28 protein-coding genes, 1 other RNA gene and 1 pseudogene are annotated in these 26,132 nt (G+C 70.1%); 8 read left to right on the top strand and 22 right to left on the bottom strand.

What is annotated here, in order from left to right; translation table 11 throughout:
* Positions 1 to 62: 62 nt before the first annotated feature.
* A complete protein-coding gene (locus tag GA0070610_RS05965; protein ID WP_197697798.1) occupies positions 63 to 605 on the bottom strand; it encodes a tyrosine-type recombinase/integrase in 543 nt (180 codons plus the stop codon).
* Here GA0070610_RS05965 and GA0070610_RS05960 point away from each other — a divergent pair.
* Both GA0070610_RS05960 and GA0070610_RS05955 read left to right on the top strand, forming a co-directional pair.
* Positions 601 to 1,260: pseudogene (locus GA0070610_RS05960) on the top strand (GntR family transcriptional regulator); the annotation flags it as partial. The gene GA0070610_RS05965 and the pseudogene GA0070610_RS05960 overlap by 5 nt on opposite strands.
* Positions 1,257 to 1,946: an HAD family hydrolase gene (locus GA0070610_RS05955; protein ID WP_088999091.1), complete on the top strand. Its 690-nt coding sequence runs from the start codon at positions 1,257 to 1,259 to the stop codon at positions 1,944 to 1,946. The pseudogene GA0070610_RS05960 and the gene GA0070610_RS05955, both read left to right, overlap by 4 nt.
* A 98-nt stretch (positions 1,947 to 2,044) precedes the next feature.
* On the opposite strand, the gene GA0070610_RS05950 is transcribed toward GA0070610_RS05955, so the two are convergent.
* Positions 2,045 to 2,239 (bottom strand): helix-turn-helix transcriptional regulator, encoded by a 195-nt coding sequence (locus GA0070610_RS05950; protein WP_231925934.1) that lies wholly within the window; start codon positions 2,237 to 2,239, stop codon positions 2,045 to 2,047.
* A gap of 459 nt (positions 2,240 to 2,698) precedes the next feature.
* Here GA0070610_RS05950 and GA0070610_RS05945 point away from each other — a divergent pair, with 459 nt between their 5' ends.
* Positions 2,699 to 2,956, top strand: coding sequence for a hypothetical protein (locus GA0070610_RS05945; RefSeq protein WP_088999089.1), 258 nt, complete (start codon positions 2,699 to 2,701; stop codon positions 2,954 to 2,956).
* 38 nt (positions 2,957 to 2,994) lie between these two features.
* Here the strand turns inward: GA0070610_RS05945 and GA0070610_RS30345 are convergent, their stop codons facing one another.
* The 9 genes from GA0070610_RS30345 to GA0070610_RS05900 all read right to left on the bottom strand — a co-directional run bounded on the left by GA0070610_RS30345 (position 2,995) and on the right by GA0070610_RS05900 (position 12,254).
* Positions 2,995 to 4,428 (bottom strand): hypothetical protein, encoded by a 1,434-nt coding sequence (locus tag GA0070610_RS30345; protein WP_157747052.1) that lies wholly within the window; start codon positions 4,426 to 4,428, stop codon positions 2,995 to 2,997.
* Between the two features lie 949 nt (positions 4,429 to 5,377).
* On the bottom strand, positions 5,378 to 6,580 hold the full coding sequence (locus GA0070610_RS05935) for a tyrosine-type recombinase/integrase (protein WP_088999088.1): 1,203 nt from the start codon (positions 6,578 to 6,580) through the stop codon (positions 5,378 to 5,380).
* Between the two features lie 2 nt (positions 6,581 to 6,582).
* Complete coding sequence (locus GA0070610_RS05930) at positions 6,583 to 6,768, bottom strand: helix-turn-helix domain-containing protein (RefSeq protein WP_089003300.1); 186 nt, start codon at positions 6,766 to 6,768, stop codon at positions 6,583 to 6,585.
* Positions 6,768 to 8,405 (bottom strand): replication initiator, encoded by a 1,638-nt coding sequence (locus GA0070610_RS05925; RefSeq protein WP_231926163.1) that lies wholly within the window; start codon positions 8,403 to 8,405, stop codon positions 6,768 to 6,770. The genes GA0070610_RS05930 and GA0070610_RS05925 overlap by 1 nt, the downstream gene beginning before the upstream one ends.
* Positions 8,406 to 8,479: 74 nt before the next feature.
* Positions 8,480 to 9,130 carry a GGDEF domain-containing protein gene (locus tag GA0070610_RS05920; RefSeq protein ID WP_088999086.1) on the bottom strand — a complete coding sequence of 217 codons (651 nt, stop codon included), beginning with the start codon at positions 9,128 to 9,130 and terminating at the stop codon, positions 8,480 to 8,482.
* Positions 9,127 to 9,843, bottom strand: coding sequence for a DUF2637 domain-containing protein (locus GA0070610_RS05915; RefSeq protein WP_088999085.1), 717 nt, complete (start codon positions 9,841 to 9,843; stop codon positions 9,127 to 9,129). The genes GA0070610_RS05920 and GA0070610_RS05915 overlap by 4 nt, the downstream gene beginning before the upstream one ends.
* Positions 9,840 to 10,916 (bottom strand): FtsK/SpoIIIE domain-containing protein, encoded by a 1,077-nt coding sequence (locus tag GA0070610_RS05910; protein WP_231925932.1) that lies wholly within the window; start codon positions 10,914 to 10,916, stop codon positions 9,840 to 9,842. Before GA0070610_RS05910 ends, GA0070610_RS05915 begins: the two co-directional genes overlap by 4 nt.
* 357 nt (positions 10,917 to 11,273) lie before the next feature.
* Positions 11,274 to 11,654 carry a hypothetical protein gene (locus tag GA0070610_RS05905; RefSeq protein WP_088999083.1) on the bottom strand — a complete coding sequence of 127 codons (381 nt, stop codon included), beginning with the start codon at positions 11,652 to 11,654 and terminating at the stop codon, positions 11,274 to 11,276.
* Between the two features lie 171 nt (positions 11,655 to 11,825).
* On the bottom strand, positions 11,826 to 12,254 hold the full coding sequence (locus tag GA0070610_RS05900) for a hypothetical protein (protein WP_088999082.1): 429 nt from the start codon (positions 12,252 to 12,254) through the stop codon (positions 11,826 to 11,828).
* Positions 12,255 to 12,450: 196 nt separating this feature from the next.
* Here GA0070610_RS05900 and GA0070610_RS05895 point away from each other — a divergent pair, with 196 nt between their 5' ends.
* Both GA0070610_RS05895 and GA0070610_RS05890 read left to right on the top strand, forming a co-directional pair.
* Positions 12,451 to 13,236 carry a GntR family transcriptional regulator gene (locus GA0070610_RS05895; protein ID WP_088999081.1) on the top strand — a complete coding sequence of 262 codons (786 nt, stop codon included), beginning with the start codon at positions 12,451 to 12,453 and terminating at the stop codon, positions 13,234 to 13,236.
* A gap of 116 nt (positions 13,237 to 13,352) precedes the next feature.
* A complete protein-coding gene (locus tag GA0070610_RS05890; protein ID WP_197697797.1) occupies positions 13,353 to 13,895 on the top strand; it encodes a 2'-5' RNA ligase family protein in 543 nt (180 codons plus the stop codon).
* 843 nt (positions 13,896 to 14,738) lie between these two features.
* Here the strand turns inward: GA0070610_RS05890 and rnpB are convergent.
* Positions 14,739 to 15,155, bottom strand: an RNA gene (gene rnpB / locus GA0070610_RS05885) — RNase P RNA component class A.
* A gap of 103 nt (positions 15,156 to 15,258) precedes the next feature.
* Between rnpB and GA0070610_RS05880 the strand changes: the two genes are divergently transcribed.
* Positions 15,259 to 16,020: a sulfite exporter TauE/SafE family protein gene (locus GA0070610_RS05880; RefSeq protein ID WP_088999079.1), complete on the top strand. Its 762-nt coding sequence runs from the start codon at positions 15,259 to 15,261 to the stop codon at positions 16,018 to 16,020.
* Positions 16,021 to 16,059: 39 nt separating this feature from the next.
* Here GA0070610_RS05880 and GA0070610_RS05875 read toward each other — a convergent pair whose 3' ends face one another.
* The 8 genes from GA0070610_RS05875 to GA0070610_RS05840 form a co-directional block, all read right to left on the bottom strand.
* On the bottom strand, positions 16,060 to 16,605 hold the full coding sequence (locus GA0070610_RS05875) for a hypothetical protein (protein ID WP_157747051.1): 546 nt from the start codon (positions 16,603 to 16,605) through the stop codon (positions 16,060 to 16,062).
* Between the two features lie 84 nt (positions 16,606 to 16,689).
* A complete protein-coding gene (gene mctP / locus GA0070610_RS05870) occupies positions 16,690 to 18,345 on the bottom strand; it encodes a monocarboxylate uptake permease MctP (RefSeq protein WP_088999077.1) in 1,656 nt (551 codons plus the stop codon).
* Positions 18,345 to 18,626 carry a DUF3311 domain-containing protein gene (locus tag GA0070610_RS05865; protein WP_088999076.1) on the bottom strand — a complete coding sequence of 94 codons (282 nt, stop codon included), beginning with the start codon at positions 18,624 to 18,626 and terminating at the stop codon, positions 18,345 to 18,347. Before GA0070610_RS05865 ends, mctP begins: the two co-directional genes overlap by 1 nt.
* Positions 18,627 to 18,785: 159 nt before the next feature.
* Entirely contained in the window at positions 18,786 to 20,006 is a 1,221-nt protein-coding gene (locus GA0070610_RS05860; RefSeq protein WP_088999075.1) for a bifunctional RNase H/acid phosphatase, read from the bottom strand.
* A gap of 3 nt (positions 20,007 to 20,009) precedes the next feature.
* Positions 20,010 to 20,747 carry a zinc ribbon domain-containing protein gene (locus GA0070610_RS05855; protein WP_088999074.1) on the bottom strand — a complete coding sequence of 246 codons (738 nt, stop codon included), beginning with the start codon at positions 20,745 to 20,747 and terminating at the stop codon, positions 20,010 to 20,012.
* Positions 20,744 to 21,610, bottom strand: coding sequence for a Nif3-like dinuclear metal center hexameric protein (locus tag GA0070610_RS05850; RefSeq protein ID WP_088999073.1), 867 nt, complete (start codon positions 21,608 to 21,610; stop codon positions 20,744 to 20,746). Before GA0070610_RS05850 ends, GA0070610_RS05855 begins: the two co-directional genes overlap by 4 nt.
* A 136-nt stretch (positions 21,611 to 21,746) precedes the next feature.
* Positions 21,747 to 22,319, bottom strand: a complete 573-nt coding sequence (locus tag GA0070610_RS05845) for a flavoprotein (RefSeq protein WP_088999072.1) — start codon at positions 22,317 to 22,319, stop codon at positions 21,747 to 21,749.
* 16 nt (positions 22,320 to 22,335) lie between these two features.
* A complete protein-coding gene (locus tag GA0070610_RS05840; RefSeq protein ID WP_088999071.1) occupies positions 22,336 to 23,565 on the bottom strand; it encodes a helix-turn-helix domain-containing protein in 1,230 nt (409 codons plus the stop codon).
* A 243-nt stretch (positions 23,566 to 23,808) separates the two neighbouring features.
* On the opposite strand from GA0070610_RS05840, the gene GA0070610_RS05835 reads away from it, so the two are divergent.
* Together GA0070610_RS05835 and GA0070610_RS30340 are read left to right on the top strand one after the other, a co-directional pair.
* Positions 23,809 to 24,480 (top strand): bifunctional DNA primase/polymerase, encoded by a 672-nt coding sequence (locus GA0070610_RS05835; protein ID WP_088999070.1) that lies wholly within the window; start codon positions 23,809 to 23,811, stop codon positions 24,478 to 24,480.
* An 80-nt stretch (positions 24,481 to 24,560) separates the two neighbouring features.
* Entirely contained in the window at positions 24,561 to 24,722 is a 162-nt protein-coding gene (locus tag GA0070610_RS30340) for a hypothetical protein (RefSeq protein WP_157747050.1), read from the top strand.
* Between the two features lie 3 nt (positions 24,723 to 24,725).
* Here GA0070610_RS30340 and GA0070610_RS05830 read toward each other — a convergent pair whose 3' ends face one another.
* Positions 24,726 to 25,448: an FAD:protein FMN transferase gene (locus tag GA0070610_RS05830; RefSeq protein ID WP_089003299.1), complete on the bottom strand. Its 723-nt coding sequence runs from the start codon at positions 25,446 to 25,448 to the stop codon at positions 24,726 to 24,728.
* Positions 25,449 to 25,539: 91 nt separating this feature from the next.
* A complete protein-coding gene (locus GA0070610_RS05825; RefSeq protein ID WP_088999069.1) occupies positions 25,540 to 26,130 on the bottom strand; it encodes an FMN-binding protein in 591 nt (196 codons plus the stop codon).
* Positions 26,131 to 26,132: the final 2 nt, after the last annotated feature.

The raw sequence follows: 26,132 nt of genomic DNA, 5'->3' as shown, positions 1-26,132 counted from the left end.
AGCCTTTGAAGTCAACTGAGTCGCATAGGCGACAGTACGAGCCCACCGAGTTGCAGCGGTCTTCATCCGAACAGCTCATCAATCGCGCGGCGGGTGCGTTCCTCGCTGGCCGGCATCAGGTGGGTGTAGACCCTCAGCGTGAAGCCCGGGTCGGAGTGCCCGAGGTAGGAGGCAAGGGCCTTGATGCTCTCCCCCGCGTCGAGCAGGGCCGAGGCGTAGAAGTGCCGGAGTGCGTGCATCCCGGTCGCCCGGGTCGGGACGATGCCGGCCGCTTCGACCGCCGGGCGCCAGCTCTTGCCGTCGAAGGTGGCCCGCTTGATCGCACCTCGCCGGGTGGTGGTGAAGATCAGTGGCACCGTCACCCGCTCGTCGCTGAACGGGTCCTCCCACGGCAGGGTGATCGACAGCGGGGCGTACTTCTTGGCGTGCTCCTTGAGCGACTGAGCCACCGAGTCGGGCAGCGGCACGCGGCGGTCCCGGTCGTTCTTGGGCAGGCCGAAGACCAGCCGGGAGCGGACCACCTTGACTTGCCGAACGACGTGAACGGAGCCCGACGCGAAGTCGACGTCATCAACGCCGAGCCCGAAGATCTCACCCTGTCGCATCCTCGTCACCCGTCAGGGCAGCGGCACCTTCGTCCGCGCCAACACGGAACGCCCGATCGGACTCCGGCCCCACATCGAACGAGCCTTCGAGGCCACGAACGTCACGATCGACTTCGCCGGCTTCTCCGGAGAGACGATGTACAACGCGATCCAGGAGACCTTGGACAAGGTCCGCATCGGGCGCCTCACCCCGGAGTCGATCCGGGTACGGGTCCTGATCTCCGACATGACCTCACCGATAGCGATCCCCTGCCGCGCCGAGGACCAGGCCGACGACCCCGGCATCCGCGCCCGAGCCCGCCGCATCACCGACCGCTCGATTCACGCACTCACCGACGCCGTCCAGGAACTTGCCGACCTCGGATTGGTCAAGACCGCCACCACCGAGGTACGCGTCCACAGGGCCGCCCCGCTGTTCAAGCTCTTCATCATCAACGAGCAGGAAGCGTTCTTCGGCTTCTACCCGGTGGTTGAGCACACCGTCTCCGTTGACGGCAAGCCGATGGCGATCTACGACGCGATGGGCAAGGACGCGATCCTCTTCCCGTTCACACCCAGCGACGAGGACGCCAGCAACGACGCCCTCTACGTCGAGCAGGCCCGCGCCTGGTTCGACAGCATGTGGGGCACCATCGCCCGCGAGTACGCCTCGTGACCGCCCCCGGCCTGGCCAAGGTGATCGACCGCGCCCGCGTGATCCTGCTCGACTTCGACGGACCCGTGTGCAGCATCTTCGCCCAGCACTCCGCGTCCACCGTCGCCCACGAGTTGCGCCGGCTGCTCGTCAACCAGGCCGTCACCCTGCCGCCCGAGATCCTGGCCGAACGCGACCCGCTCGCCGTGCTCCGCTTCACCGCCACCCTTGGGCGCCCTGCCGTCGTCCGCCTGGTCGACGAGGCAATGACCCGCGAGGAAGTCACCGCGGCCCGCACCGCCGAGCCGACCCCGTACGGCCGGGAAGTCATCGTCGCCGCCCACCAGACCGGCCGCCGAATCGCCGTGGTGTCCAACAACTCGGCCGCTTCCGTCCACGCCTACCTGAGCGCCCGCCGGCTCACCTCGTACGTGCACCCGGTAATCGGCCGCCCCGAGGCAGCGCCCGAGAGGATGAAGCCGGACCCGTTTCCTGTGCTCGCAGCCGTACGGGAGCTGGGCGCGCAGCCGGCGGAATGCGTCCTGGTCGGTGACTCGGTCAGCGACATCGAGGCCGCCCACGCCGCCGGAGTCGCCGCCATCGGGTACGCCAACAAGCCTGGGAAACGCGAGCGGTTCTCCGCCGCTGATGTCGTCATCGACAGCATGGCGGAGCTGGTGACCGCCTTCGCGGTCGACGAGCTGTAGCACCACTCCGCACACGAGCGCCCCGGGAGATCATCACCGGGGCGTTTCTCGTGTCGTCGGTTAACCCCGGGCCGGGGTCGCGGTGCAGAGCCCTGGAGCTAGTCCAGGTCCCCACGCTTGGCAGCGATCCACGCTTCAACGTCGTCGGCAAGCCAGACGTTGCCCATCTGGAGCGTCGCTACGGGCTCAGGGAAGTCGCGCCGGTTGGTGACCTGGTAGACGCGCTGGCGCGAGACGCCACCGAGCATGATCCGGATCTCCCCCGAACCCACCAACCGCAGCTTCCTGCCCATGACGTTGACGCTAGGCACTCGCCGACTAGGCGTGAGTCAAGTTGATGGACACCTAGTTAGCGCTGCCTCTAGTCTCTTACACTTTACGCATGACTAGGTTCAAGTGGTTCCAACGCCCTGACCAACCTGTCGACTACGTGGCCGGCGAGCCAACCCCATCCACGTACGGCCGGGAGCCGCAGAGATGGACTGGTCGCGCCGCCGTCCCCGCACCAGAACCTCCCCTGATGACCAAGGCAGGACTCTGGCGCTCCAGGAACATCGCGACCCGCCTCCACCAGAGGTAGGCCATGTCGATCCCGCAGCGGCGGCCAGAGCCCCCGTTCCTCGTCCTCATGGCCGGCAACGTCGTGGACTTCCACAACCGCGCTACCTGCTTGCAGTGCACGGACGATGGATGCCCACGCTTGACAGAGGCCGGCGAGACCCTACGCGCCTGGCGCGACAGGAAGAGCCGACATGAAGGCCGGTGACGTGCTGCACCTGACCCGCGCAGCCAGCCCGCAGTTCGTACGGCCGATCTTCTTCCGCCTCATCAAGATCCGCACGGAGCTTTACACCTACGACGGCTGGATATGGATGGACGGCTACCAGCTAGACGAAAAGGGCGATGCCATAGCCCGCAGAGAACTGTTTGTGTTGAAGGCAGGTGTGCGTACGCAACTCCCGCCCTCCAAGGCCTGGCCGAAAGCACAAGCACGGCAAGCTCTCAGATGAGAGTGCCGACATGGCGGCAGCAGCAACCCCAGGCCTTCTTACTTGGAAACCAGCTTAGCCAAACCTGCGACGTCGCCCGCCCTGATGGCGGCCCACAGCGCCAGGGCAATCGTGGACATTGCAACAATCGCATTAAAGGTCTTAGTTGGGCCGTCAATTAGATCAAAGAAGGTAGTAAATTTTCTTGTCGACCAAAACCCTCGCCTGACAGGAGAAGTCTTTTCTTCAGGCCGCCCATCCTGAAGATTTGCGACAGCCACATCGGCCACATAAAGAAGATCAGGATTTCTTGGTTCAGCAAGACAGCAAACAACTACTTCTAGAACGCTCCGCACCTCCTTGGCAAGATCAGAACCAGACGGCACAGGTTCAGTCAAGATGCCTCGGATAACACTGGCGAGATTTTCTAAGATGCGCGACAAGGGATGTGGCGCTGAAAGCTCACGCAGCTCAGGCGCGACGGACATCGCAGAAGAATCCAGCTTTTGAGCAAGAGATGCCCAACCATAACGCCAGGGCCCCAGCGGATCGGGTATCGGCGAGTAGTAGCCGTATCGCTGCTCAACTTCGCCGCTAGGCGAAGTTTGCCCAAGCAGTGCGACCAAGGCCCGAGTAGGCTCCATCTGGCGCCTTACAGCCCGAACTCTCTTTGAGGCAGAAAGAAAGCAGAGCACAACGGAGGCAATAACGATACAGACCACGACCACGGCAGGCAGCCCTTGAAACAGGTCGGCGCGGACCTTCGCAAAGCCAAATGTATCGCCCGAAACGAGCAGAAACGACGCCCCATAGGCGTAGGTGAAAAAGAACGGACCAAGCCGGAGCAAGGAATGCGAGTAGATCGCAATCGACGCCTCCCGAAGAGAGGCACTACTTATCTTGCCACTGGATCTAGAGATTCTCCTTAGCTCCAACAATCGCGGGGATTGGGCGATCTTACTGGCACCAGAGGCAACGGTCGTAAAACCGGCCCCAGCTGCCAGAATTACTGCCGAGAAAAGCCCGATCGCCATACCTTGAACCAGGTACTGCTGGGCAGAGTTAGCCGCCATTCGCACGAACCAAAAGCCAACGCCGTACGGCAAGCCGATAGCAACTATCGCAAGCATTGCCCCAATTGATCCAAGACCAAGAAATCTGCCAATATTAGCCCAAACCGCAGGCATCGGAGGCCCCTGATTCGCACCCTGCCACGAAACGAGCTTCCGCGAAAGACCATCATGGAAGCCCGCAAGGAAGCCCGGGAGCAGGCTCCGGGACGCCTCAACCCGAAGCGCCGCCCGCTTGAGCACGAAGCGGATCGCGGGACGGATCGGATTAAGCCGATAAGAATGGGCAATTAGGAATGGCAGCCGAGGGGAAAGCTTTCCGGAAATTCGCGTACGCAATACCATCATAAAACCACACGCTAGGCTCATCGCAATGTATGGAGCAGCGACGCTCAAGAACAGTCCGATCAATATCCAGGACACTGAAGGCTCCTACGTGTGGGCAGTCGTCTCCAATGATGCAGAAGCTGTCAAGCCAACAGGTTTGACCATGCGCCTAGTCCCGCTGCATCTGTCATGGAACCGACATGTCCTTGCTCATGAAATATTCTTCACCTCCCAGACACGAGAGGGACGCCGTGGGGCCTAACGACTGATCTGGGAGTCACTTGCACTCACTGCGGGTAGCGCCGGCACGCCGCTGCCAACAGACGCGTTGACCTGTCGCAGATCACTTGGCGGACGCTGTTGCACATCAGTCGACGGAGGACAAGATTGGGTGCTGGCTGACTGCCGAATTGCTCTCTTTCTGATCAAGGCACCGCGCTCCGCGCGGTGCGGGGGCGGCAAGCCCGACCGCCGGCAAGCCGCCCCGGCCGCCTACGGCGCCGGGGCGGTGAGCCACCGACAGCCGCCGGGACACCGCCCCACCGGACCAGAGGCACCAGCCCAAGCGAGGCCGTGACGGAAGCCGGCGGGTCGAGCTGGTCGCGTGGTCGGGGCTTCCGGCTGCCGCGCCAGTCCAACCCCGGGACTGGCTTGCCACCGGGTCGCAAGGTCGCGGCACCAGCTCCACCGCCAGGACGTGCCCGACGCTCCTCCGCAGCCGCCGGCTCCGCTCCACGAACCCCCAACGACAGCCCCGGGAAGGCCCGATAACGCCGCAACCGGCCGGGTCCGAGGCAAGGTCAGCTGAGCCCACGCTCAGGCCGTCTCCAGGCCGTCTCAGGCCGTGGCCAGGCCGTCAAACGCCACCCAACGATGACCAAGGTCAACCAACGGCACCAAACAAAAGACCAGCTCAGAGCCTTGACCAGGTCTCTGAGCTGGTGGGCGACGGACGAGTCGACCTGTACGCCGGATTATGAAGTTGATTCGTGCCCTGAGCAGGCGTTTCGTGCGCCTGACGCCCGCTCAGGGCGTCGCCAGGGCGTCAGGGCTTCTCGGCGGGGTTGAACAGATCGTCGATCGCGTTGCGGGTGCGTTCCTCGCTGGCCGGCATCAGGTGCGTGTAGACCCGGAGAGTGAAGCCGGGGTCGGCGTGGCCGAGGTACGACGCGAGGGCTTTGATGCTCTCCCCCGCGTCGAGCAGCGACGAGGCGTAGAAGTGACGAAGCGCGTGCATCCCGGTCGCCCGGGTCGGTGAGATGCCGGCCGCCACGACAGCCGGTCGCCAGCTCTTGTCGTCGAAGGTGCGCCGGTTGATCGCACCCCGACGGGTGGTGGTGAACAGCAGCGGCACCGTGACCCGTTCGTCGCTGGCCGGGTTCTCCCACGGCAGGGTGAGCGACACCGGGGCGAAGTCGTCGACGTGCTGCCGCAGCACCAGGGCGACGGAATCAGGCAGCGGCACCCGGCGGTCACGATCGTTCTTAGGCAGCCCGAACACCAACCGGGACCGGACGAGCTTGACCTGACGCAAGACGTGCACCCAGCCCGCTTCGAGGTCGATGTCGTCGACGCCGAGCCCCAGAATCTCCCCCTGCCGCAGCCCACACCCCGCGCCGAGGTCGACCATCGGCCGGTACCGCTGGGCTAGGCCACCGCGGATTGCCGAAACCTGGTCGTACCGCCACGGCACCACCCGACGCTGAACCGGTCGCGGCGGCTTCACCGACTTTGCCGAACACGGATTCTTCGCGATCCGCTCGTCGTCGACCGCCGCGCCGAGGATCGTCCGCAGGTGAGCGAAGACGACGGCCCGAGTCGCCGGGGCCAGCTTGCCGACCATCCCGGCATCCCACTCCCGGATGTGGCCCGGCTTGATCGATGCCAGTTGCCGAGAGCCGAAGAATGGGAGCAGGTGCTTCCGTACCCGGAACTCTGTGCTCTCCCGGGTCGACTCGTCGAAGGAGCGCGTGCGGAGCCAGGTTTCGGCGTACTCGGCGAAGGTCATCCGGCCGGCGAGCGGGTCGACGTAGGAGCCACGGAGCTTGTCCGTCTCCGTCGAGACCAGGAACGCCTCAGCGTCACGCTTGGCCCGGTCCGGAAACGACTTCTTCCGTTCCTTGCCGTCCGGCCCGATGTACCGCACCCGGTAGCGCAGTCCTTTGCCGAACAGTTCTGTTTTGACTCGCTCCGTGCGTCCACCCGGGTGACGAACCACCTTGTACCAACGGTCTTCGATGTGGGCCACGCCTACGCCGCCTGTTCTCTGAACCACGCGCGCACGTCGGCCGGGTCGTAGCGGAGGTGACGCCCGATGCGGGCAGCCGGCGGCCCGTACTTGCGTTTGCGCCACTGGTACAGCGTCTCGACGGGGACACGGAGGAACGCCGAGACATCCTCCACTGACCAGAGGTGGTCAACGACCGGCGTACGCATCACTGCCCCTCCCCTCCGCGCTCTGGACCGTTGGAAGTTGCCGAGACATCGGCGGCGCGTTTGGCTGCGTCGAGTTGGGCGCGCCATTGGATGCGTTCGGAGATCGCCCGTAGGACCCGGTGGCCCAGCGGCGCCACGTCGGGGTCGGTTGGCCGGGCGAGTTCCCAGGCGTGGCGTTGTTCGCCGCCGGGCGGGGCGGTGTCGGCGTCGGTGGTGACGCCGAGCAGGGCCTTGACCCAGTCCTTGCGGTCGGCGCGGTGGTCGGAGAGGGTCTTGCCGGACCATTGGCGGGAGATGAGGACGCGTCGGCCGCCGATGCCGAGGGTGTCCCGCTTGTGGACCTTGTTCTTGCAGTTGCCCGGCCGCAGCCCTTGCTTGGCCTTCTTCGGCTGGACGCCGTAGAGCAGCCAGTTCGCGCACCGCTCCGAGCACGGCGTGTGGCGCAGCTCTTGCCAGAGCCGTTCCAGGTGTGCCCGCTGCCGACTCGTGGTCACGTCGTGGCAGTCGGCGGCTTGCTTGGTCAGGTACTTGGTGATGTAGCCGACGCACCGGTCAGCGTCCTTGGTGCCGGCGAGCACGCCTTTGGCGTCGACCTGCACACCGAACCGCACGACGTGCACGGGTTCCGTGTCGGGGTCGGCGTCGAGCAGGTCCAGGGCGTCATCCCACGACGGCAGCACTTCCCCGCTGTCCGGGTCGACGTACCCGCCCGCATCGGCATCCCACTGCGGCGCGTTGCCCGGTTCATAGACGAGCTGGTCGACCGGAGGCCACCACACCTGGTGGTACGTCGCGGCGGCGACCTGCCGCACCAGCGCCCGGGGGATGGTGCCCCGGATGGCGAAGTGCGCGTGTGGGGCGAGGCGGCGTTGTGGCTCGACCGCGCCCGCGTATTGGACGTTCCAGCCGACCGCGCGGCGTAGGTTCTGCCAGAACCGATCGAGCAGCCGGGGGAAGTGCACGGCGTCCCAGGCTGCCCGCCGGTAGTCGTAGGCGTCGGGGTTGACCGGTGTTCCGTCGGAGTGCACGCGGCCGTAGGAGCCGAGCGTGAGTGTGAGGAACATCGACGGCCGGAACACCTGACCGCCGTGCCCCTCGTAGGTGCGGCCCACAGTCCGGTTCTCCACTGGCAGGCGGGGAAGGTCGGGGGCGTCCTGGCGCCGCTTGGTGGAGCGAACCCGCCGCTTCCCGTCGCTGTCCTCCTGGTCCTCGGTGACGTGCGGGGGCGCGGGGCGACCGCGCAACCCTTCGGTGGTGATCTGGCCTTCCAACTCGTTGATTGCGTCGTCCAGGTCGGCGACCTGCTCCCACTGCGACGCCCGAGCCGCCTCATCCCGGGCGAACTCCAGATGCGCGCGGACGACGATCAGCCCACGTTGGGCATCGGTGGCGGGTTCGGGTCCGGGGTCGGGTTCGTCGTCACGGTGCCAGCCTTCGCGGATCTGTTGCTGCCGCAGTCGGCGAGCTCGTTTGGCGCAGGCGGGGCATTTGGCTTCTTGGGTGGCGCCGCAGGGCATGTCCACGACTTCGGTCTGTCCGGTGTCGAGGTCGGTGCGGCGCAGGGACACGGGGCGGGTGCAGACGCCGTAGTCGGCGGCGAGATCGGCGACGACGTCGACGGAGCGGGGCATGAGCATGCGAGCGGCCCGGGAACCCGGCCTCGGACCCGCCGGGGTGGCGGGGGTGAGGCCGGGCAGGGTTGGGGTGGTGGTCAACGGGTCACCTCCACGGGCGTGGTCGGCAAGTCCCGGGTCCGTACGAGCGGGCGGGGGTCGGCGGTGGGGATGGTGTGGTCGTCGCGGTGTGGCTGGTAGACGGCGACGCCGCAGCGGGTGGTCTTGGCCCGGTACATGGCCGCGTCGGCGTCGGCGAGGGCGGCGGCAAGGTCGTCGTTGGTGGGGGCGAGGCCGATGCTGGCGGTCACCGACACGACGGCACCGGAGGGCAGCCGGACCGGGGCGGCGATCGCCTGGGCGAGCCAGCGGGCGGCGGTGACCGGCTGGGGGTCGCAGATGAGGGCGGCGAACTCGTCCCCGCCCAGCCGGGCGGCCACGCCATGAACCGAGCGGAGCCGGGCGGCGATGGCGGTGAGGACCACGTCTCCGGCGGCGTGGCCGTGGGTGTCGTTGACGGGCTTGAAGCCGTCCAGGTCCACCACGACCGCCCACGGCTGGACAGGGGCGAGCTGCGCCCACGCCTGGGCGAGTCCGGCCCGGTTCGCCAGGCCGGTGAGCGGGTCACGGGCGGCGGCGCGTCGCAGCGCGGCCAGCTCGTAGCGGACGGCGGAGAGCCGGTACTGGTCCCAGCAGATCACGGCCAGGCCCGCGACCAGGAGCAGGCCCGAGACGAGGGCGTCGCTCATCGGGTCACCTCCCCGACCAGGGGGGTGCCGTTGCGGCGGACGAATGCCGCCGGGGACACCGGGGCGAGCGGACCGGACCGGGCCGGCGCGATCGGGGCCACGGCGACAGGTTCCGGCACGACCGGTGCGGGAGTGGCCGGGGCAGCGGTGACCGGCGGTGCTTCCTGTGCGGGTGGGCCGGTCTGCTCGACCGGGTGAGCCGGCGGCACGGTGTCGGTGACCGGTCGGGCCGGCACCGCAGCGGCAGGGGCAGGGGCAGCCGGGGCGAGGGTCGGCCCGGGGGTCGGGGTGGGTGCGGGTTCGTCGGCCGGGGTGGGTGCGGTGGTGAGGACGAGTTTGGACAGGCCCATGAACGCCAGCGCGGGCACGGCCGACAGCAGCCACCCGGACAGGCCCGGCTTGGCGACGGCGAGCTGCGCGGCCAGGGAGAGGGTGACGGCGGCGATGAGCAGGAACATCGGGTAGCCGATTGGCCCGCCGGTGCGTCTGCGGCGGCGGATGGTGAGCAGGGCGGCGATGGGGACGAGTTCGGAGATAACGGCGTTGGCCCAGCCGAACCACGCCCCGGTTCCGGGTGGGCTGTTGTCGAGGGTCCAGTCTTTGACGTGGGTGAAGGAGGCGGCCCCGGCGAAGCCGGCGACGATGAGGAGGATGACGACGAGGACCAGGCCGTCAACACGGTCCGCACGAGGGTTAGTCGGGTGAGGCTTCACGCGGCACCGTCCAGAATCTCGCCGTCGATCACGCGCAGCCGCCCGTACGTCTGGGCCATGTCGCGAATTTCGTCATCGGTCAGGTAGGAGAAGCGGACCCGCATCGGGGTCGGGTCACCGTCAAGGACGACGAACCCCACACCCGGGAGGGACTTGGGGATGCGGTCACACAGTGCGCCCCGGTCGCGCATTCCGTCGCCGAGGACCAGGTCGACCTGCGCCGGCTCGGTCAGACGCAGACCGATACGGGTCGGGAACAGATCCCGGAACGGAAGGACCTCCTTGCGGGGGTCCTGAATCGCCGCCACCACATGCACACCCACCGCCCGACCCTGCGAGAGCAGGATGGACAGCGCTGCCTTGATCCGGTCCTTCAACTGCCGATCGGTCAGGTAGGCGGTAAGGTTCGCCAGCTCATCGATGACGAGCACGATCAGCGGCTCATCGACGGTGGGGGTGTGCTGGCGGGTCCGACCCCGCAGCTTCCCCGCACGCTCCCGCGCCACCGACGCGGCTTCCTCCACCAGCTCACACATGGCCGCGTAGTCCTTGCACGCGAACCGGGCGAACATCGGCGCACCGATCCCGAGTTCCATGCCGCCCTTCGGGTCCAGGCCCCACACCTGCACCAGACCCGAGGTGACCCCGGCGGCGAGGGACCGGACGATGGACCAGATGACCGAGCCCTTCCCCGCACCCGTCGCACCCACCACCAGAACCTGAGTACCGAACAGGCGCAGCGGATACACCTCGCCGTCTTCCTGCCGACCCACCGGCAGAGCCGTGAACTCCGGCACCGCCGGCACCGGCAGCGGCCGGACCACCTTGGCGAGGGGGTCGCCCCGGTAGAGGTGCAGCAGCACCACATCCGGCCGAGGACCGGGGACGGCCTTGACCTGCCGGACACCGAACGTGTGCGCCAGGCGTTCGGCGACGCGGGCGAAGTCTTCGGGGATCTGGCCGGTGACCATTCGCACCGTCACCACATCCACCCCCGCGCCACAGCGCACCCGGCGCAGGACGGGTAGGACGGTGTGGGAGTCGAAGGCGACCGCCAGGCGGGCGGTGACCATCGCCGCGTGCCAGTTGCGCCGGTACGACCACCGCCGAAAGCGGGACAGGACGGGATACCAGCCGAACCGCAGGAACGACGGGCGGTGCCCGTACCACCAGCCCGCAGCCGCCGACCCGACACCACCCACCGTCAAGGCGGGACCAGCCCACCCGTACCGCAGGTAAAGCCAGGTCAGGCCAGCGGTGGGGGCGGTGACGTACCAGTACCGGCCCGCCAACACCGCCATACGGCCGACCGCCTTGACGCCCCACCAGGAGACGGCCAGCCACAGCGGGATACGGACGATCGGGGTTCGCAGGTTCAGGGGGGCTTCCTCGATCCGGTCACCCCGGATCACGTTCACCAACGGCACCGCTCAGCCCTCCCCACCCGCAGCAGCGGCGAAGAGAACGGCCTGACCAGGCGCACCCGGACGACGACGCACCACCCGACGACGCGCCACCGAACGAGCCGGCATCAGCGCCGCCAGATCCACCGGCCCGGAGTCCGGGGCGGGGACGTGACGGGTCATGGTCGGCAGCCACCGGCCCCGACCCAACACCGCCCGCAAGTCCACCCGGTCGGAAACGTGCGGGGCGATCAGATCCGGGTCGAGGTGACGCAGCTTCACCACCGTCCGCGCCAGAGCGGCAGCGGCGGCGGCGATCTCCACCAGAGCCGCGACGCGGACGGCGTCGGCGGGAATCGTGGTGTACACCTCGCGGGCGGCACGGATACCCGGACCGGCGAGGCGCATCACGGTACGGCGGTGAGTCTTACGGTTCGGACCAGGGCGCGGGTTCCCGACAATGCGGGCAGCGTCAGCTAGCGTGGGCATCAGCCCAACTCCTTCCAAAAGGTTGAGGGTTCAGGCGCGGGGCGGGAGTCGACTTGGCGGAAGAGGCCCGCCCCGCGCGTGCAGTACTGGTCAGGCCGCCTGCTTCACAGCGGCGGGTTCGGTCACGGCGCTGGCGCGGATCGACCACGCCTGACGCGCCCGGCACTTGTGCGCGTTGCCCTTGCACCGCTGCGAGTCGACGTACGGCGTGAGCGTCACGTCGGAGAACTCCACCGCCGGCGGATAGCCGGGGATCTTCGACGCCGGGGGCACCGGCTGCACCGCAGCCGCGATCTTCACCTTGACTTCCTTTGACCCGCCGAACTTGCCGGCTTCCGGGTCGAGGTCCAGGACCTTCACCACCCACAGGCGCTCGCCCGTGTCCTTGTCACGCGCCTGGTCATCGCCCTGGCCGCGCTTGTCGAAGTCCGTCACCGGCTCCACCCCGAGGCACAACGCCCCGTGCGGGAAGACGTACTCGAACGGAACCGGAACCTTGATCGTGTTCGGAACAGCCATCTCGGCACTCCTTGTCGTCGCCGCCGGCCCTCTGCCGGTCTTGGCGGGTCGGAAGACCTATAGAGGACAGTAGGCCCTCCGGGGCCAGTCATCAAGACCTCTATAGGACAAAGTTGAGCAGGAGCGCGAGCGTCATCAGCGCTACCGTGGTCAAGAGGGGTAGACCTCCACAGGAGCGGCCCAGGATGGGGCAGACATGACCGACGACCTCGGTGCCAAGGCACCCAAGTACTTGCAGATCGCGGCCCAGCTACGCAGGGAAGTTCGCGAGGGCAAGTTCAAGCCGGACAACCGACTTCCGGCTGAGACAGCTCTCGCGGAACGCTTCCGGGTCAGTCCGATCACTCTCAGAAACGCCATCGGTGTACTCCGCGCCGAAGGACTGATCGAGTCCCGTCACGGCGTAGGCACGTTCGTACGTGAAAGCCGGCGGCTGCACCGTCGATCTCGCGACCGCTATGGGCGAGCGCGCAAAGACCAACGATTGCTCACGTCGCATCTCCGGCACGAGATCGTCTTTGCTGGACGCGCCCCGGTGCCTGCCCATATCGCTGAGGTCATGGGTATCGACCCGGGAACAGAAATCGTGGTTCGTCGCCGCAACCTCTACGACCGAGAGACGGACAAGCCCGAGGAAATCGGTGCCAGCTACATCCCCGCCGAGATTGCTGCCGGCACCTATCTAGAGGAGCCGAAGGTAGTCCCCAAGGGCCTCTTCCTCTGCGTGGAGGACCTCAGCGGCAAGCGCTACACCACCGCCCGAGACCAGTGGGTCGCCCGCCTTCCCACCACCGACGAAGCTGCGGCCCTCGCACTTCCCATGGGTGCCCCGGTCATGCACGTTATCCACACGGCCCGAGCTAACGACGGCAGCATCCTCGAAGTCTCAGAGTCCGTATGGCCCGCCGACCGAATCATGGTCATCGACGACTACGAGGTAGAACCAACGGCCATCGAACCCGAAGCACCCTCCGAAGTCTGACAGGAGAAACCGTGTCACTCGCAGATCTGGCACCTGGACAGCACGCCGGCCATGTCCGTGACCATTGGTGGTGGCGGCCCGGGTGGCGTGTCGGCCGTCGGTTCTACGCATTTCATGTGACGTTCGAGGACCAACCCGAGCTGTACCGCGTGGCCGACTCCTACCGATCAGCGCTGACCGCAGCTCCCCCCGCAACACTCATTCCCGATCAGTGGCTACACCTCACCATGCAGGGCATCGGCTTCACGGACGAGACCAGCGAAAGCAGGTTGGCCGCAATCATCGATAATGCACGCGAACAACTCAGGAAACTGCCTGCGGTCGGCGTCGAGTTCGGCGAGATTGTCGTTGCTGACGAGGCCATCGTCATGCCCGCGATACCGGCCGAACCTGTCCAACGGCTACGAGCCGCTACGCGGACCGCCATCGGGCGCGTCGTCGGTGAGGACCAGGTCCCGGAGGACCCCGGTCGGTTCCGACCTCACGTGAGCGTCGCCTACCTGACCGCCGCTGGCCCAGCCGAGCCGTACATCCAGACGGTACGCCCCATCGCGCCTCAGCCTGCCGCCGTCACGATCACCCACGTTGACCTGATCGAGATGCACCGAGACCGGCGCATGTATGAGTGGCAAGTCGTCGCCCGAATGCCGCTCCGCTGATACCGGCGGCAGTTGCCGCCCTTCCATGGCACCGCAGTGGCACCGCGAGTGTCACCGCGAGCAGTTGCCGAATTCCGCTCTATTAGATCAAGGCGGCCCGCAAGCGGGCCGCGCCGGCCCGGCCCCGGCCTGCTGGCGGCCTCCGGCCGGCATCGGCCGGGCCGGCCGGCCACGCTTACAAGCTACAAGAACGGAAGACCTCGGGGCTCCGCCCCGAACCCCGGCCCTCCTCAGAGATGCCGCCGCGGATCTCCTCGTCGGGCACCACAAGGGCTACCAGCCTCCCCGGACCGGGCCAAGGTCGTTCGTCCGGTAGGGCGCTCCACCTTGTCCCGGTCCGGGGAGGCTGGTAAGTCTGGCGACTGCCCGACGAGGAGATCCGCTCTCGATCAGCGGACGAAAATGTCACTCATCCACTGCGGTAACGAGACTTTCCACCATCCAGTGAGCTCGCGCGCAATGCTAGGCAGATCGCATTTGCGCGCCCTTAGGGTCAGAACTATCGCAACGACGTATTTGCCGACAGTCCAGATGGAAAGGAAAACAAAAAATCCAGTCCACATCGAGGATTCCTCTCGATGTCACTGGATATGCGCCTGATCAATCCGACCCAGAGACAGCTTCCATGCAGGCGCGCCGCCACTATAGCACAGATCGCGGCTGATGTCATGCGGCATTGTGAGGCATGTTGCCGACTCTAGAGAGTCAAGATCAGGGCGTCCCCAGGGCGTCAGGGCGTCCCCAGGGCGTCAAACGCGGACCAATGATGACCACCAACGCCCATAGACCGCCTGACATACGACCACGTCGCAGCCTTGATCGAGGCTGCGACCTGGTGGGCGACGGACGAGTCGACCTGTACGCCGGATTCTGTGACCGGCACGCGCCCCGAGGGGCTCGCGCCGGCGGCGGCCATCCATCTAGGCCTGCCGTTGCCGGCAGGCTCGAGCGGCCTACCCGCAGACATCGGGCGGGCCACCCTCAAGCGTCTGCGCGGACCGTCGTCCTGCTGGTCGACGGCCCTTTCTTGGCCTTGCTCCGGGTGGGGTTTACCGAGCCACCCCGGTCACCCGGGGTGCTGGTGGGCTCTTACCCCACCGTTTCACCCTTACCGTCCCCGATGGGGTCGGCGGTCTGTTTTCTGTGGCACTGTCCCGCGGGTCGCCCCGGGTTGCCGTTAGCAACCACCCTGCCCTGTGGAGTCCGGACGTTCCTCGGCGGCGGGCCGGGGCCCGCCGACGCGACCGCCCGGTCGACTCGTCCGTCGCGCACCCATCCTAACGACGCCACGGGCGCGTCTATTGCCACCCCGGGGCCGGCCGGCACCCGTCGCGCCGTGGGAGCGTACTAGCCTCTGGTGACCATGGACGTCTCCGACGCCGCGCTGCTGCTCGCCGCCGGGCTCGCCGCGGGCACGGTCAACGCGGTGGCCGGCGGGGGGTCGCTCATCACCTTCCCGGCGATGATCGCCGTGGGCCTGCCGCCGGTGCCGGCCAACGTGAGCAATTCGGTGGCGGTCTTCCCGGGGTACGTGGCGAGCGTGGCGGGCAGTCGGCAGGACCTGCCGCCCCGGCGGACGCTGGCGGCGCTGGTGCCCACCGCGATCGTCGGTACGATCGCCGGCGCCCTGCTGCTGCTGGCCACCCCGGCTCGGGCGTTCGAGCTGGTGGTGCCGTTCCTGGTGCTCGGGGCCACGGCGGTGCTGGCGTTCCAGGACCCGCTGCGCCGGCTGGTCGGGCATCCGCGCGACCTGCCGCCGCGCCGCCGTACGGTCACCGTGCAGGCCATGGTCGCAGTCGGCGCGGTGTACGGCGGCTACTTCGGCGCGGCGCTCGGGGTGATGCTGGTGGCGGGACTGGCCCTGGTGCTGGACGCGACGCTGGCGCGGGTGAGCGCGCTCAAGAACCTGCTCTCCGCCCTGGTCGGGCTGACCACCCTCGTGGTGTTCGCGTTGTTCGGGCCGGTGAACTGGGCGGCCGTCGCGGTGGTCGCGCCGGCGACACTGGTCGGCGGGTACGCCGGCGCGCGGCTGGTGCGCCGGCTGCCGTCGGTGGTGCTCAAGGTGCTGATCGTGGTCTTCGGCACGTCGATCGGGCTCTACCTGCTCTGGCGCGCGCTGCGCTGAGCCACGGCGACAGGTGCCCGGCCGGGCATGCCCGGGCGGCTAGCGGTCGTGGAGCGTGAAGAAAAACGTCAGGTGCTCGACGTCCAGGAAGGCGGTCCGCCCCCGCGTGGACGGGGTCGCCTCGTCGTACGCCCGGCTGTGCAGCCACCGGGGCGCGGCCGGGAGGATGGGCGCGAGAGCGGGCCACGCGTCCGCCGGGCTGGCGAGGGGCGCCTGGTCCGGCTCGGCGGGCGCGTACGGCACGAAGTCGTACCGCTGCGCCAGCGTCCGCGCGTCCGCCGGACGCAGCCGGACCACACCCTGGTACGCCCAGTCCGTCGGGCCCGGCGCGCGGCTGCACGGGTCACCCGATGCGCGCAACTGCCAGTGGATCTCCAGGTAGTCGCCGAGGCCCGGCAGTTCCCCGGGCGGATCCCACCGCTTCGTGTGCACCTTCGCCTCCTCGGCGCGCACCGACTCCCGGCACCCGGGCGTATCGCCCGGCTCGTGGCCGACGGCCCGGATCACGGCCCCCACGCACCCGACGACCACCAGCAGCAGCGCGGCGGAGCCGCCGAGGACGGCCACCAGCGCGCGTCTCGTCATGGTCGTCAGCGTACGAAGGGCGTCCACCCCAGCCGCGTCGCCCCGTCGCCGCAGGGGGCCGGGGCGACACGGTCCGGGAGGGGGTCAGGCGACCGGTTCCGGGGCGGCGTCGGCGTCCCGGCGCGGGCCGGGCACGACGCGCGGGTCGCCCTCGTCGGCGAAGTAGTCGTCCGACGTGGTGCCGTCGCCGCCGTCGCGCACCTTCGCCGCCCGCAGCACCACCGTGAGCAGCGCCGCGACCGCGAGGTTGACCAGCACGGCCACGATTCCGACGTAGATCGTCTTCGGGGTGTCGAAGCCGAAGTCGGCCAGCGGGAACGCCGAGCCGCCGAAGTGCTTGCGGCCGGTCGCGGCGTTCGGGATCTGGTAGAGCATCCACATGCCCAGCCCCATGCCCGCGATCCAGCCGCCGATCAGCGCGCCCCGGTGGAACCAGCGGGTGTAGAGGCCCAGGGCGACCGCCGGCAGCGTCTGGAGGATGATCACGCCGCCGATGAGCTGGAGGTCGATGGAGAACTGCGGGTCGAGGAAGACGATGCAGGCGACCGCACCGACCTTTACCACCAGCGAGGTGATCTTGGAGACGTTCGCCTCCTGCGCGGGGCTGGCGTCGCGCTTCAGGTACTCCTTGTAGATGTTGCGGGTGAACAGGTTCGCCGCCGCGATCGACATGATCGCCGCCGGCACCAGCGCGCCGATGCCGATGGCCGCGTACGCGACGCCGGCGAACCAGTCGGGGAACTGCTGGTCGAACAGGACCGGCACCACCGTGTTGCTGTCCACGGTGCCCTCCTTCGACCCGGGCAGCGGCTTCACCCCGGCGGCGATGGCCATGAAGCCGAGCAGCGCGATGAGGCCGAGCAGCAGACTGTACGCGGGCAGCGCCGACATGTTCCGCTTGATCACGTCGCGGTTCCGGCTGGCCAGCACCCCGGTGATGCTGTGCGGGTAGAGGAACAGCGCCAGCGCCGAGCCGAACGCCAGCGTGACGTACTGGAGCTGGTTGTTGGCGTTCAGCAGCACCCCGTCGTTGGGGTTCGGTGACGCGTCGAACTTCGCGTCCGCCGCGTCGAAGATCTCGCCCCAGCCGCCGAGCTTGTACGGCAGGTAGAGAACCGCCACCAGGATCACGATGTAGATCAGCGTGTCCTTGACGAACGCGATCAGCGCCGGCGCGCGTAGCCCCGACTGGTACGTGTAGGCGGCCAGGATCGCGAACGCGATGATGATCGGCAGGTGCCGGGCCAGGGCGCTCTCGCCGGTCACCCCCATCGTCTTGAGCACCGCCTCGATGCCGACCAGTTGCAGCGCGATGTACGGCATCGTCGCCACGATGCCGGTGATCGCCACGAGCAGCGCCAGCACCGGCGAGTCGAACCGCTTGCGGACGAAGTCCGCCGGGGTGACGAAGCCGTGCCGGTGCGAGACCGACCAGAGCCGGCACAGCACCAGGAACACCAGCGGGTAGATGACGATGGTGTACGGGACGGCGAAGAAGCCGGCCGCGCCGGCACCGAACATCAGCGCCGGCACCGCCACGAAGGTGTACGCGGTGTAGAGGTCACCGCCGACCAGGAACCAGGTGATCCAGCCGCCGAAGTTGCGCCCGCCCAGCCCCCACTCGTCGAGGTGGGCCATGTCCTTCGGCGCCCGCCACCGGGCCGCCACGAACCCCATCGCGCTGACCAGCAGGAAGAGCACCGAGAAGACGATGATCTCGGTGAGGTGGTCGCGCCACATCAGCGGCCACCCGTATCCGTACCGGCCGGCTCGTCCGACGGGCCGCCGGCCCGCTTCTTCGTCATCTGGTACACCAGCGTGGTGGTGGCCACGCCGAGCAGGATGTAGGCGAGCTGGAGCCAGTAGAAGCGTGGGAAGCCGAGGAACCGGGGCGAGTCCGCGTTGAAGAAGACGGGGATCAGGGGCACCACGATGGGGATGAAGAGCAACCAGTTCCAGGGGCTGTGGTCCTTCGCCCGGGACCGCGCCGCGGTGGGCGCCTCCGGTTCGGGTGCGGCCATGGCGACAAACCTCCGCGTGTCGTAGATCGGCACTGATGACGGCCGGAGGCTACGACCCTGTGACCCGGGTCACGTTCGATGGGAGGAGGATGCTGCGCCGAACGGCGGACGGGATGCGCCGAACGGCCGCGCCGGGCGGCCGGACGGACGGCTCCGGGCTCAGATCGCGGCGAGGTGGGCGGTGTCGTTGACCGTACGGACGGCGACGCCGCCGTCGGGCCACGTGTCGAGCACCGAGATGCCGGCCGCGTCCAGGAAGAGCCGGTGCAGGAAGCCGTCACCGGCCGCGAGGGCGTCGCGCAGCACCAGCTTGATCGGCGAGACGTGCGAGACCACCACCACGGTCTCCCCGGGGTACGCCCGGCACAGCCCGTCGACGGCGCGACGGCAGCGCTCGGCGACGTCGGCGAACGACTCGCCGCCCGGCGGGGCCACCCGGGTCGAGGCGAGCCACGCGTCCATCTCGCCCGGCCACTCCTGGCGGACCTCGGCGAAGGTGCGCCCCTCCCAGGCCCCGAAGTCGCACTCGACGAGGTCGTCCTCGCGGCGCACCGGCACCCCACCGAACGCACCGGCGATCGCCTCGGCGGTCGCCGTACACCTCGACAGGGGCGAGCTGACCACGGCCGCGACGGTCGGGGCCAGCCGGGCCACCCGGGCGGCGGTGGCCCGGACCTGGGCCCGGCCGCGCTCCGACAACGGCACGTCACCGCGGCCGGAGTAGCGCCGCTGCTCGGTGTACGCGGTCTCGCCGTGCCGCACCAGGATAAGCCGGGTGGCGGTGAAGCTCGGCCGCGGCTCCCAGGAGGCGGGCGCGGTGGCCGGGTCGGTGCCGGTGGTCGTCGCCGACGCGGCACGGGCCGCCACCTCGCGGGCCCTCGCCCGGGCCGGCGAGTCGGGGGCGGCGACCTCACGCGGCGGCTCCACGACGCGCGGCGGCGCGACGGCGGCCCGGGCCGGCGCCTTGCCGGCGGCGGCGTCCATGGCGGCGTTGGCGAGGGCGTCCGCGTGCCGGTTGCGGTCGCGGGGGATCCACTGGTAGCGGACGGCGGCGAAGCGGCTCGCCAGCCCGGCGGCCTGCGCGGCGAGCGGGCGCAGCCCGGGGTGCTTGATCTGCCAGCGGCCGCACATCTGCTCGACCACCAGCTTCGAGTCCATCCTGGCCTCGACCTCGGCGGCGCCCAGCTCGGCGGCGGCCTCCAGCCCGGCGATCAGCCCCCGGTACTCGGCGACGTTGTTGGTGGCGACGCCGATCGACTCGCTCCGCTCGGCCAGCACCTCACCGGTGTCCTGGTCGCGGACCACCGCGCCGTAGCCGGCCGGGCCGGGGTTGCCCCGGGACCCGCCGTCGGCCTCGACGACGACCACGCGCGGCGCCACGGGCTAGAGACCGGACTCGTTGGTGCGGACCATGATCCGCCGGCAGTCCTCGCACCGGACGACCTCGTCCGGGTCGGTCTTGCGGATGCGGGCGACGTCGGCGCCGGACAGCTCCAGGCGGCAGCCGCCGCAGCGCCCGGCGGTCAGCAGCGCCGCGCCGAGCCCGGTGTCCTCGCGGATCTTGTCGTACAGGCCCAGCAGGTCGGCCGGGAGATCGGCAGCGAGCGGCTGGCGGGCGCCGCGCTTGAACTCCTCCTCCTTGGCGATCTCGGCCAGGCTCTCGTCGCGGCGGCGCTCGGCGTCGTCGCGCTTCTCCCGCACCTCGGCGAGCCGCTTCTCCACGCCGTCCAGCACGCCCTGGGCCGTCTCCCGCTGCTCCATCAGCTCCAGCTCGGCGTCCTCCAGGTCGCCCTGGCGGCGGTTGAGCGAGACCAGCTCGTGCTGGAGGGCCTCCAGCTCGCGGGCGGGGCCGGTGCCGGCGGCCAGCCGGGCCTCGTTCTTGGCCTTGCGGGCCCGCACCTGGTCGACGTCCTTCTCCATGCGGGCGATGTCCCGGTCCAGGTCGTCGACCGCCACCTGGGCGCGGACCCGCTCGTCCTCCAGCGCGGACAGCTCCCGGGCCAGCCCGTCCAGCTCGGCCCGCTCGGGCAGCGAACGGCGGCGGTGGGCGAGCTGGGCGAGGGAGGTGTCGATGGCCTGGAGGTCGAGCAGGCGGCGCTGGACCTTGGGGTCAGCCTTCACGGTCGGGGCTCCTTGTCGTCCACCGCGGGTGGGGCGGCGTGTACGGTCCACGGGTCGGTGGCCAGGTCGGACACCAGCGTCTCGACACCCGTCGCCTCCCGGAGGAGAGCGGCCAGGTCGTCCAGCCACGGTCGTTCCGTCGCCCAGTGGGCGGCGTCGAGCAGGGCCGGGCCGTCGGCGGCCAGGTGCTCGCCGGCCGGGTGGTGACGCAGGTCTGCGGTGAGGTAGGCGTCCACCCCGGCCGCGGTCGCGTCGGCGAGGAAGCCGTCCCCCGCGCCGCCGCTGACCGCGAGGGTACGAACCATACGCCCGGGATCCCCGGCGGCGCGAACTCCCCAGGCGGTGGCGGGCAGCACGGCGGCGGCGTGCCGGGTCAGCTCCGCGAGCGTCATCGGCTCCGGCAGCTCGCCGATGCGGCCGATCCCCCGGCCGTCGCCGTGCGCGGGCGAGCCGGGTGCGGGACGGTGCAGCGGGCGCAGCCCGGTCAGCCCGAACCGGGCGGCGAGGGCGTCGGAGACGCCCGGGGCGGCCACGTCGGCGTTGGTGTGCGCGATGTAGAGCGCCACGTCGGACTTGATGAGCCGGTGGACGATGCGGCCCTTGTAGGTCGTGGGGGCCACCGAGGAGACACCGCGCAGCAGCAGCGGATGGTGGGCGACGATCATGTCGACGCCGGCGTCGAGCGCCTCGGCGACCGTCTCCGGCACCACGTCGACCACGCAGAGGACCCGGCGTACCGGGGCGCACGGCTCGCCGAGCACCAGCCCGACGCGGTCCCAGTCCTCGGCCCAGGCCGGCGGATAGCGCCGCTCCAGCTCGGCGACGACGTCGGCGACGGTCGGCGGGGCTGCGTCGGTGCTCACGGCGGGCCAGCTTACCGGCGCGGGACGTGGCCGGGGCCCTCGCCCACCGACGCGACGGCGTGTCCCGCCGCTCCCCGGGCGCGCCGGAGCGTCCCGTGCTGACGCCGTGCGTCGATCCGGGACCCTCCGGCGCGCGTCAGGCGACGGGGCAGAGCCGCTCCCGTACGGCCGCCAGGCCCAGGGCCCACGGGAAGGCGGCCACGTGCCGTTCGACGGTGCCGGGCGGGTGCAACGGGATGACGTGATCGCCGAACAGCACCGTCACCCCCCACTCGGCGAGCCGGGCGATGCCGGCCTGGAAGGCCGGGTGGGCCGCCATCGCCACGTTCGTGTACGGCACCGCCACCACCGGCACGCCCATGCCCTGCGCCTCCACCAGCAGCCCGAGGGCCAGTGTGTCGGTGATGCCGGCCGCCCACTTGTTGACGGTGTTGACCGTCGCCGGGCAGACGATCATCGCGTCCGCCTGTGGCAGCACGTCGAGGTCGCCCGGGTTCTTGTAGTGGGTGCGGACCGGATGGCCGGTCTGCCGGGCCAGCGCGGCCCGGTCGACGAACTTGGCGCCGTCCGGCGTGGTGACCACGCAGACGTCCCAGCCGTCCTGGTGGGCCAGCTCGACGAGCCGGCCGACGTGGCGGGCCAGCGACGAACCGCAGGCGATGACGTAGAGCACCTCGCGGCGCTCGCTGCTCGGGTGCGGGCCGGTCATCAGGCCGGCTCCGCGCTCATACCCCTACTCCCATGTGCTCAGCCAACTCCGCAATCGGAGAAGGCGGCGCACCACGTGTGCGACGCAGGATGTCCGACATCACCTCGTGGGCGATCGGCCGGCACCGGATCTCGGACGGGGCGAGGCGGTCGCCGCGCAGCAGCATCTCGCCGGCGTTGGCCACGTCACCGACGTGGGCGAAGCCCCGGGCGATGTCGAGCAGGTGGTGGGCCCGGCGCTCCGGCAGCAGCGCGTTGAACGCCGGCTCCTGGATCCGGTTCCGGTGCACCTCCACCGCCCGGCCGCCGTCGCCCAGCTCGACCGCCGCCGCGGCCCGGTGCAGCTCCACGTTGGTCGGCCCGAACGAGGTCCAGTAGTGGTTGTGGTCGCCGCCCAGCAGGGTGGCCGCCTCCTGCGCGCCGTTGATCAGGTCGTCGACGGTGGCGCAGTCGCCGATCCGGGCGGCGGCCATCGCCCCCTGGAGCAGCAGGATCCCGTACACCGACAGCAGGGCCGGGGACGCCTCGTTGCCGCCGCCGGGGGCGAGCCGGTTGGCGATGGTGACGTTCAGTTCGAGGGCGGGCCGGGGCCGGCCCATGGCCACCAGCGCGTTGCAGACCCGGGTGGTGGCGATGCCGGCCAGCAGCGGGTCGTCGGCGCGCTGGGCGACCGCCATCGAGCGGTCGGCGGCCAGCCAGGCCAGCTCGCACTCGCCCAGCTTGCGCAGCACCGACGAGGCGATCTGGTAGACCTGCCCGAGCAGGTGGGCCGCCTCGCGGGCCGGATCGCCGGCGTGACCGGCGTCGGCGGCCTGGGCGTCGCGCAGCAGCTTCGGCAGCGCCCGGGTGAGCATCCCGTAGCGGCCGTACTGGTAGGTGAGCCAGGCGTGGTTGACGGCCTTGCGCATGTCGCCCAGGGGCGGCGGGTACGGGGCGGCGTCGAAGTACGCGCTCATCGAGTCGTACCGCTCCAGGGCCGCCCGGATCTCCTGCACCTCCACCTGGTCGATGCAGTTCAGCGCGTCCGTACGCCGCTCCGGGTCCTTGCCGAGCAGCAGCTGCACGTCCACCTGGAGGATGTCGGCGATCTCGTAGAGGACGGAGAACTTGTCCAGCCGGCGCACCCCGCGCTCGACCTTGTCCACCCAACTCTTCGACTTGCCCAGGCGGTCCGCGAAGACCTGCTGCGACATCTTGCGCCGCCCCCGCCAGTAGGCCACCCGCCGCCCGATGGGTAATTCGTCCATCTACCCGTGCCTCCCCATGTGCCTGCTCGAGCGGGCGTGCCGGCCGGTCGCCCGGCGCGGCGGTCCATACGCCTCAGGTTTCGCTGGTCGCACAGCGTGTGCGTCAGCCGTACAGCCAGTCCTCGTAGTTTTCGTGCAAGTTGCATCAGCCGTTCGTCAGCTCAACGATCGCGGGTTACGGCAGTGACGGTGCTCGACATGCGACCTGGGCACCGGCCGGGGTCCGGCGAGGGGAGATGGCACATGTGGGGAAATGTCGCGCCGCGCGTCGTTCAATTGTCCCCGTTGGAGCGGGTGCGGCTGCGGCGGGTGGCCGTGCGGTACGCCCTGCACGGCTGGGACGTCACCCCCGGCGCCTGCCTGGCCCGCAGCCGCTTCGTGTGCGGGCGGGCCGGCTGCCCCACGGTCGGCTGCCATCCCGCGCTGGAGAACTGGGAGCACGCGGCCAGCGCCGACCCGGCGCGCGTCGCGACCTGGTGGCGCACCCGGCCCCACGGCGTACTGCTGCCCACCGGGCGGGCGTTCGACGTGCTGGAGGTGCCCACGCACCTCGGCCGGCACGTGCTGGACGCGGTCCGCACACACCCGGCCGGAGTCGGCGTACGCGGGCCGGTCCTGGTGACCCCGACCGGCCGCTGGATGTTCCTGGTCCGCCCCGGCGACCCGCTGCGCCCCGAACTCGACCACTGCTTCCACGTGGTCCGGCACGGCCCGGGCTCGTGGATCCCCGCCCCGCCGACCCGGCTGCCGGAGGGCAGCGTGCGGTGGGCGGTCGCGCCCGAACAGGCCCGCTGGCAACTGCCCGACTCCTACCTGGTGCAGAACGCGCTGATCGAGGCCCTGCGGGCCACCGGCGTCACGGTCACCTCCGACCTGATGCCCGGGCACCTGCCGCTGCCGCGCCGGGGGATGTGACGGCTGCTCGACAGCGACGCCGGAGGGCGGGTGCTCGTTGGGTACGGCGACGGCGCACCCGCGCCGGGAGCGGGGGTTACATGTCCACCGACGACACCGCGCGCCAGCCGGACGGCACGGAGCCGCCACCGCGGCACCACCGGCCGCACCGCCGCTGGCCGGTCACCCGGCCCGCCGGCTCCCGACCGGGCCGCCCCCGGCCCCTCGGCTCCCGGCCCGCCACCACCCGCCCCTTCCGCTGACCCTCAGCCGGCCAGGGGCAGGGCGGTGGAGTGCAACAGCCGCGCGTCGTCGGTGACGACCGCGTGCTGGTGGCCGGGCAGGCCGTCCAGCCAGCCGACGCCGGCCGGACCCATCGCGGCGGCCGCGGTGGCGTACGCGTCGGCCAGCCCGAGATCCGGCCCGACGACGGTGACCGAGCGCAGTCCCCGGGCCGGCACACCCCGGCGCGGGTCGAGCACGTGGTGGCCGCGCTCGTAGACGCCGGACGTGGCCACGGCCAGGTCGGTGCCGGTCAGCACGAGACAGGTGGACATCGCGTCCCACGGGTGCCGCACGCCGATCCGCCACGGTCGCCCGGTGTGGGAGCGGCCGCGTACCCGCACGTCGCCGCCGGCGTTCAGGCAGTGGTTCGCCGCCCCGGCCGCGAGCAGCCGGTCCGAGGCGACCTGCACCGCCCAGCCCTTGACGTAGCCGGACGGGTCGAGCCGCCCGGTGGCGTACGCGTCGAAGAAGCCGTCGGTGACCTTCCACAGCTCGGCGCAGCGCGCCAGCACGTTCCGCAGGTCGGCGCCGGCCGCGGAGAGCGGCAGCTCGCCCCGGTCGAGGCGGCACACCTCGCTGTCGGCCCGGTACGTGCTGAACCGGGCGTCGACCTCGCGCAGCCAGGCGAACGCGTCCCCGGCCAGCCCGTCCAGCTCGGGGGCGGGCAGGTCGTCGGCGAGGTCGAGGCTGATGGCGGTGCCCATGACCTGCTCGACCCGGCGCAGCCCGGGCCTGGCCGCCGGTGGACACCCGCCCGGCCCGCGCCGCCCCGCCGCCGGCACCGGCACCGGCACGTCAGTTCGCCCGGTCGATCGCGGCCTGCAACGACTGCCGGTACGAGGTGCTGGTGGCGGTCGCCCCGGAGACGGTGTCCACGTCGGCGCTCTGCCGCTGCACCACCAGCCCCGAGGTGCCGCTGTAGCGGCCGTCGACCTGCTCGCTGCGCTGGTCGGACTGGGCGGTCTCCTCGGGCAGTTCCAGGGCCACCACGTCGACGATCCGCGTCCCGCGCAGGGTGATCTGCACCTGGACGTTGCCGTACTCGTTCTCCACGACCGGCCCCGTGACGGTGCGGGTGGTCGGCGCGGGCGGCGGCTTGGTGGTGGTGCGCGGCGCGGAGGGCGCCCGGGTGGTGGCGCTGGGCCGGCTCGCCGGGGGCCGGGTGGCGGTGCGGTCGGGCCGGGGGGACGCGCCGGTGCGGCTGGGCGACGGCGCGGCGGAGACCTCGCCGCCGGTCGGGGTCGGGCCGGCCGGCGCGGGCACCACCGGCGGAGGCGCCGCCGGCAGGTCATGGGCGACCGGGCTGGTGCCCGGCGAGCCCTTCAGCACCACCATGGCGGTGGTGCCGGCCGCCAGGCCGGTGATGGCGAGCAGGGCGCGACGCATGA

The sequence above is a fragment of the Micromonospora echinofusca genome (assembly GCF_900091445.1).
Taxonomy (GTDB): Bacteria; Actinomycetota; Actinomycetes; order Mycobacteriales; family Micromonosporaceae; genus Micromonospora; species Micromonospora echinofusca.
The sequence above is the reverse complement of the archived record's forward strand: the minus strand, read 5'-3'. Positions and strand labels throughout refer to the sequence as shown.

What these genes read in the sequence shown, in the direction of transcription:
- GA0070610_RS05965 (WP_197697798.1), bottom strand. Translation starts at nt 605, where the DNA reads ATGCGACAGGGTGAGATCTTCGGGCTCGGCGTTGATGACGTCGACTTC.
- GA0070610_RS05950 (WP_231925934.1), bottom strand. Translation starts at nt 2,239, where the DNA reads ATGGGCAGGAAGCTGCGGTTGGTGGGTTCGGGGGAGATCCGGATCATG.
- GA0070610_RS05945 (WP_088999089.1), top strand. Translation starts at nt 2,699, where the DNA reads ATGAAGGCCGGTGACGTGCTGCACCTGACCCGCGCAGCCAGCCCGCAG.
- GA0070610_RS05930 (WP_089003300.1), bottom strand. Translation starts at nt 6,768, where the DNA reads ATGCGTACGCCGGTCGTTGACCACCTCTGGTCAGTGGAGGATGTCTCG.
- GA0070610_RS05925 (WP_231926163.1), bottom strand. Translation starts at nt 8,405, where the DNA reads ATGCTCATGCCCCGCTCCGTCGACGTCGTCGCCGATCTCGCCGCCGAC.
- GA0070610_RS05920 (WP_088999086.1), bottom strand. Translation starts at nt 9,130, where the DNA reads ATGAGCGACGCCCTCGTCTCGGGCCTGCTCCTGGTCGCGGGCCTGGCC.
- GA0070610_RS05910 (WP_231925932.1), bottom strand. Translation starts at nt 10,916, where the DNA reads ATGGTCACCGCCCGCCTGGCGGTCGCCTTCGACTCCCACACCGTCCTA.
- GA0070610_RS05905 (WP_088999083.1), bottom strand. Translation starts at nt 11,654, where the DNA reads ATGCGCCTCGCCGGTCCGGGTATCCGTGCCGCCCGCGAGGTGTACACC.
- GA0070610_RS05900 (WP_088999082.1), bottom strand. Translation starts at nt 12,254, where the DNA reads ATGGCTGTTCCGAACACGATCAAGGTTCCGGTTCCGTTCGAGTACGTC.
- GA0070610_RS05895 (WP_088999081.1), top strand. Translation starts at nt 12,451, where the DNA reads ATGACCGACGACCTCGGTGCCAAGGCACCCAAGTACTTGCAGATCGCG.
- GA0070610_RS05880 (WP_088999079.1), top strand. Translation starts at nt 15,259, where the DNA reads ATGGACGTCTCCGACGCCGCGCTGCTGCTCGCCGCCGGGCTCGCCGCG.
- GA0070610_RS05875 (WP_157747051.1), bottom strand. Translation starts at nt 16,605, where the DNA reads ATGACGAGACGCGCGCTGGTGGCCGTCCTCGGCGGCTCCGCCGCGCTG.
- mctP (WP_088999077.1), bottom strand. Translation starts at nt 18,345, where the DNA reads ATGTGGCGCGACCACCTCACCGAGATCATCGTCTTCTCGGTGCTCTTC.
- GA0070610_RS05865 (WP_088999076.1), bottom strand. Translation starts at nt 18,626, where the DNA reads ATGGCCGCACCCGAACCGGAGGCGCCCACCGCGGCGCGGTCCCGGGCG.
- GA0070610_RS05845 (WP_088999072.1), bottom strand. Translation starts at nt 22,319, where the DNA reads ATGACCGGCCCGCACCCGAGCAGCGAGCGCCGCGAGGTGCTCTACGTC.
- GA0070610_RS05840 (WP_088999071.1), bottom strand. Translation starts at nt 23,565, where the DNA reads ATGGACGAATTACCCATCGGGCGGCGGGTGGCCTACTGGCGGGGGCGG.
- GA0070610_RS05835 (WP_088999070.1), top strand. Translation starts at nt 23,809, where the DNA reads ATGTGGGGAAATGTCGCGCCGCGCGTCGTTCAATTGTCCCCGTTGGAG.
- GA0070610_RS30340 (WP_157747050.1), top strand. Translation starts at nt 24,561, where the DNA reads ATGTCCACCGACGACACCGCGCGCCAGCCGGACGGCACGGAGCCGCCA.
- GA0070610_RS05830 (WP_089003299.1), bottom strand. Translation starts at nt 25,448, where the DNA reads ATGGGCACCGCCATCAGCCTCGACCTCGCCGACGACCTGCCCGCCCCC.
- GA0070610_RS05825 (WP_088999069.1), bottom strand. Translation starts at nt 26,130, where the DNA reads ATGCGTCGCGCCCTGCTCGCCATCACCGGCCTGGCGGCCGGCACCACC.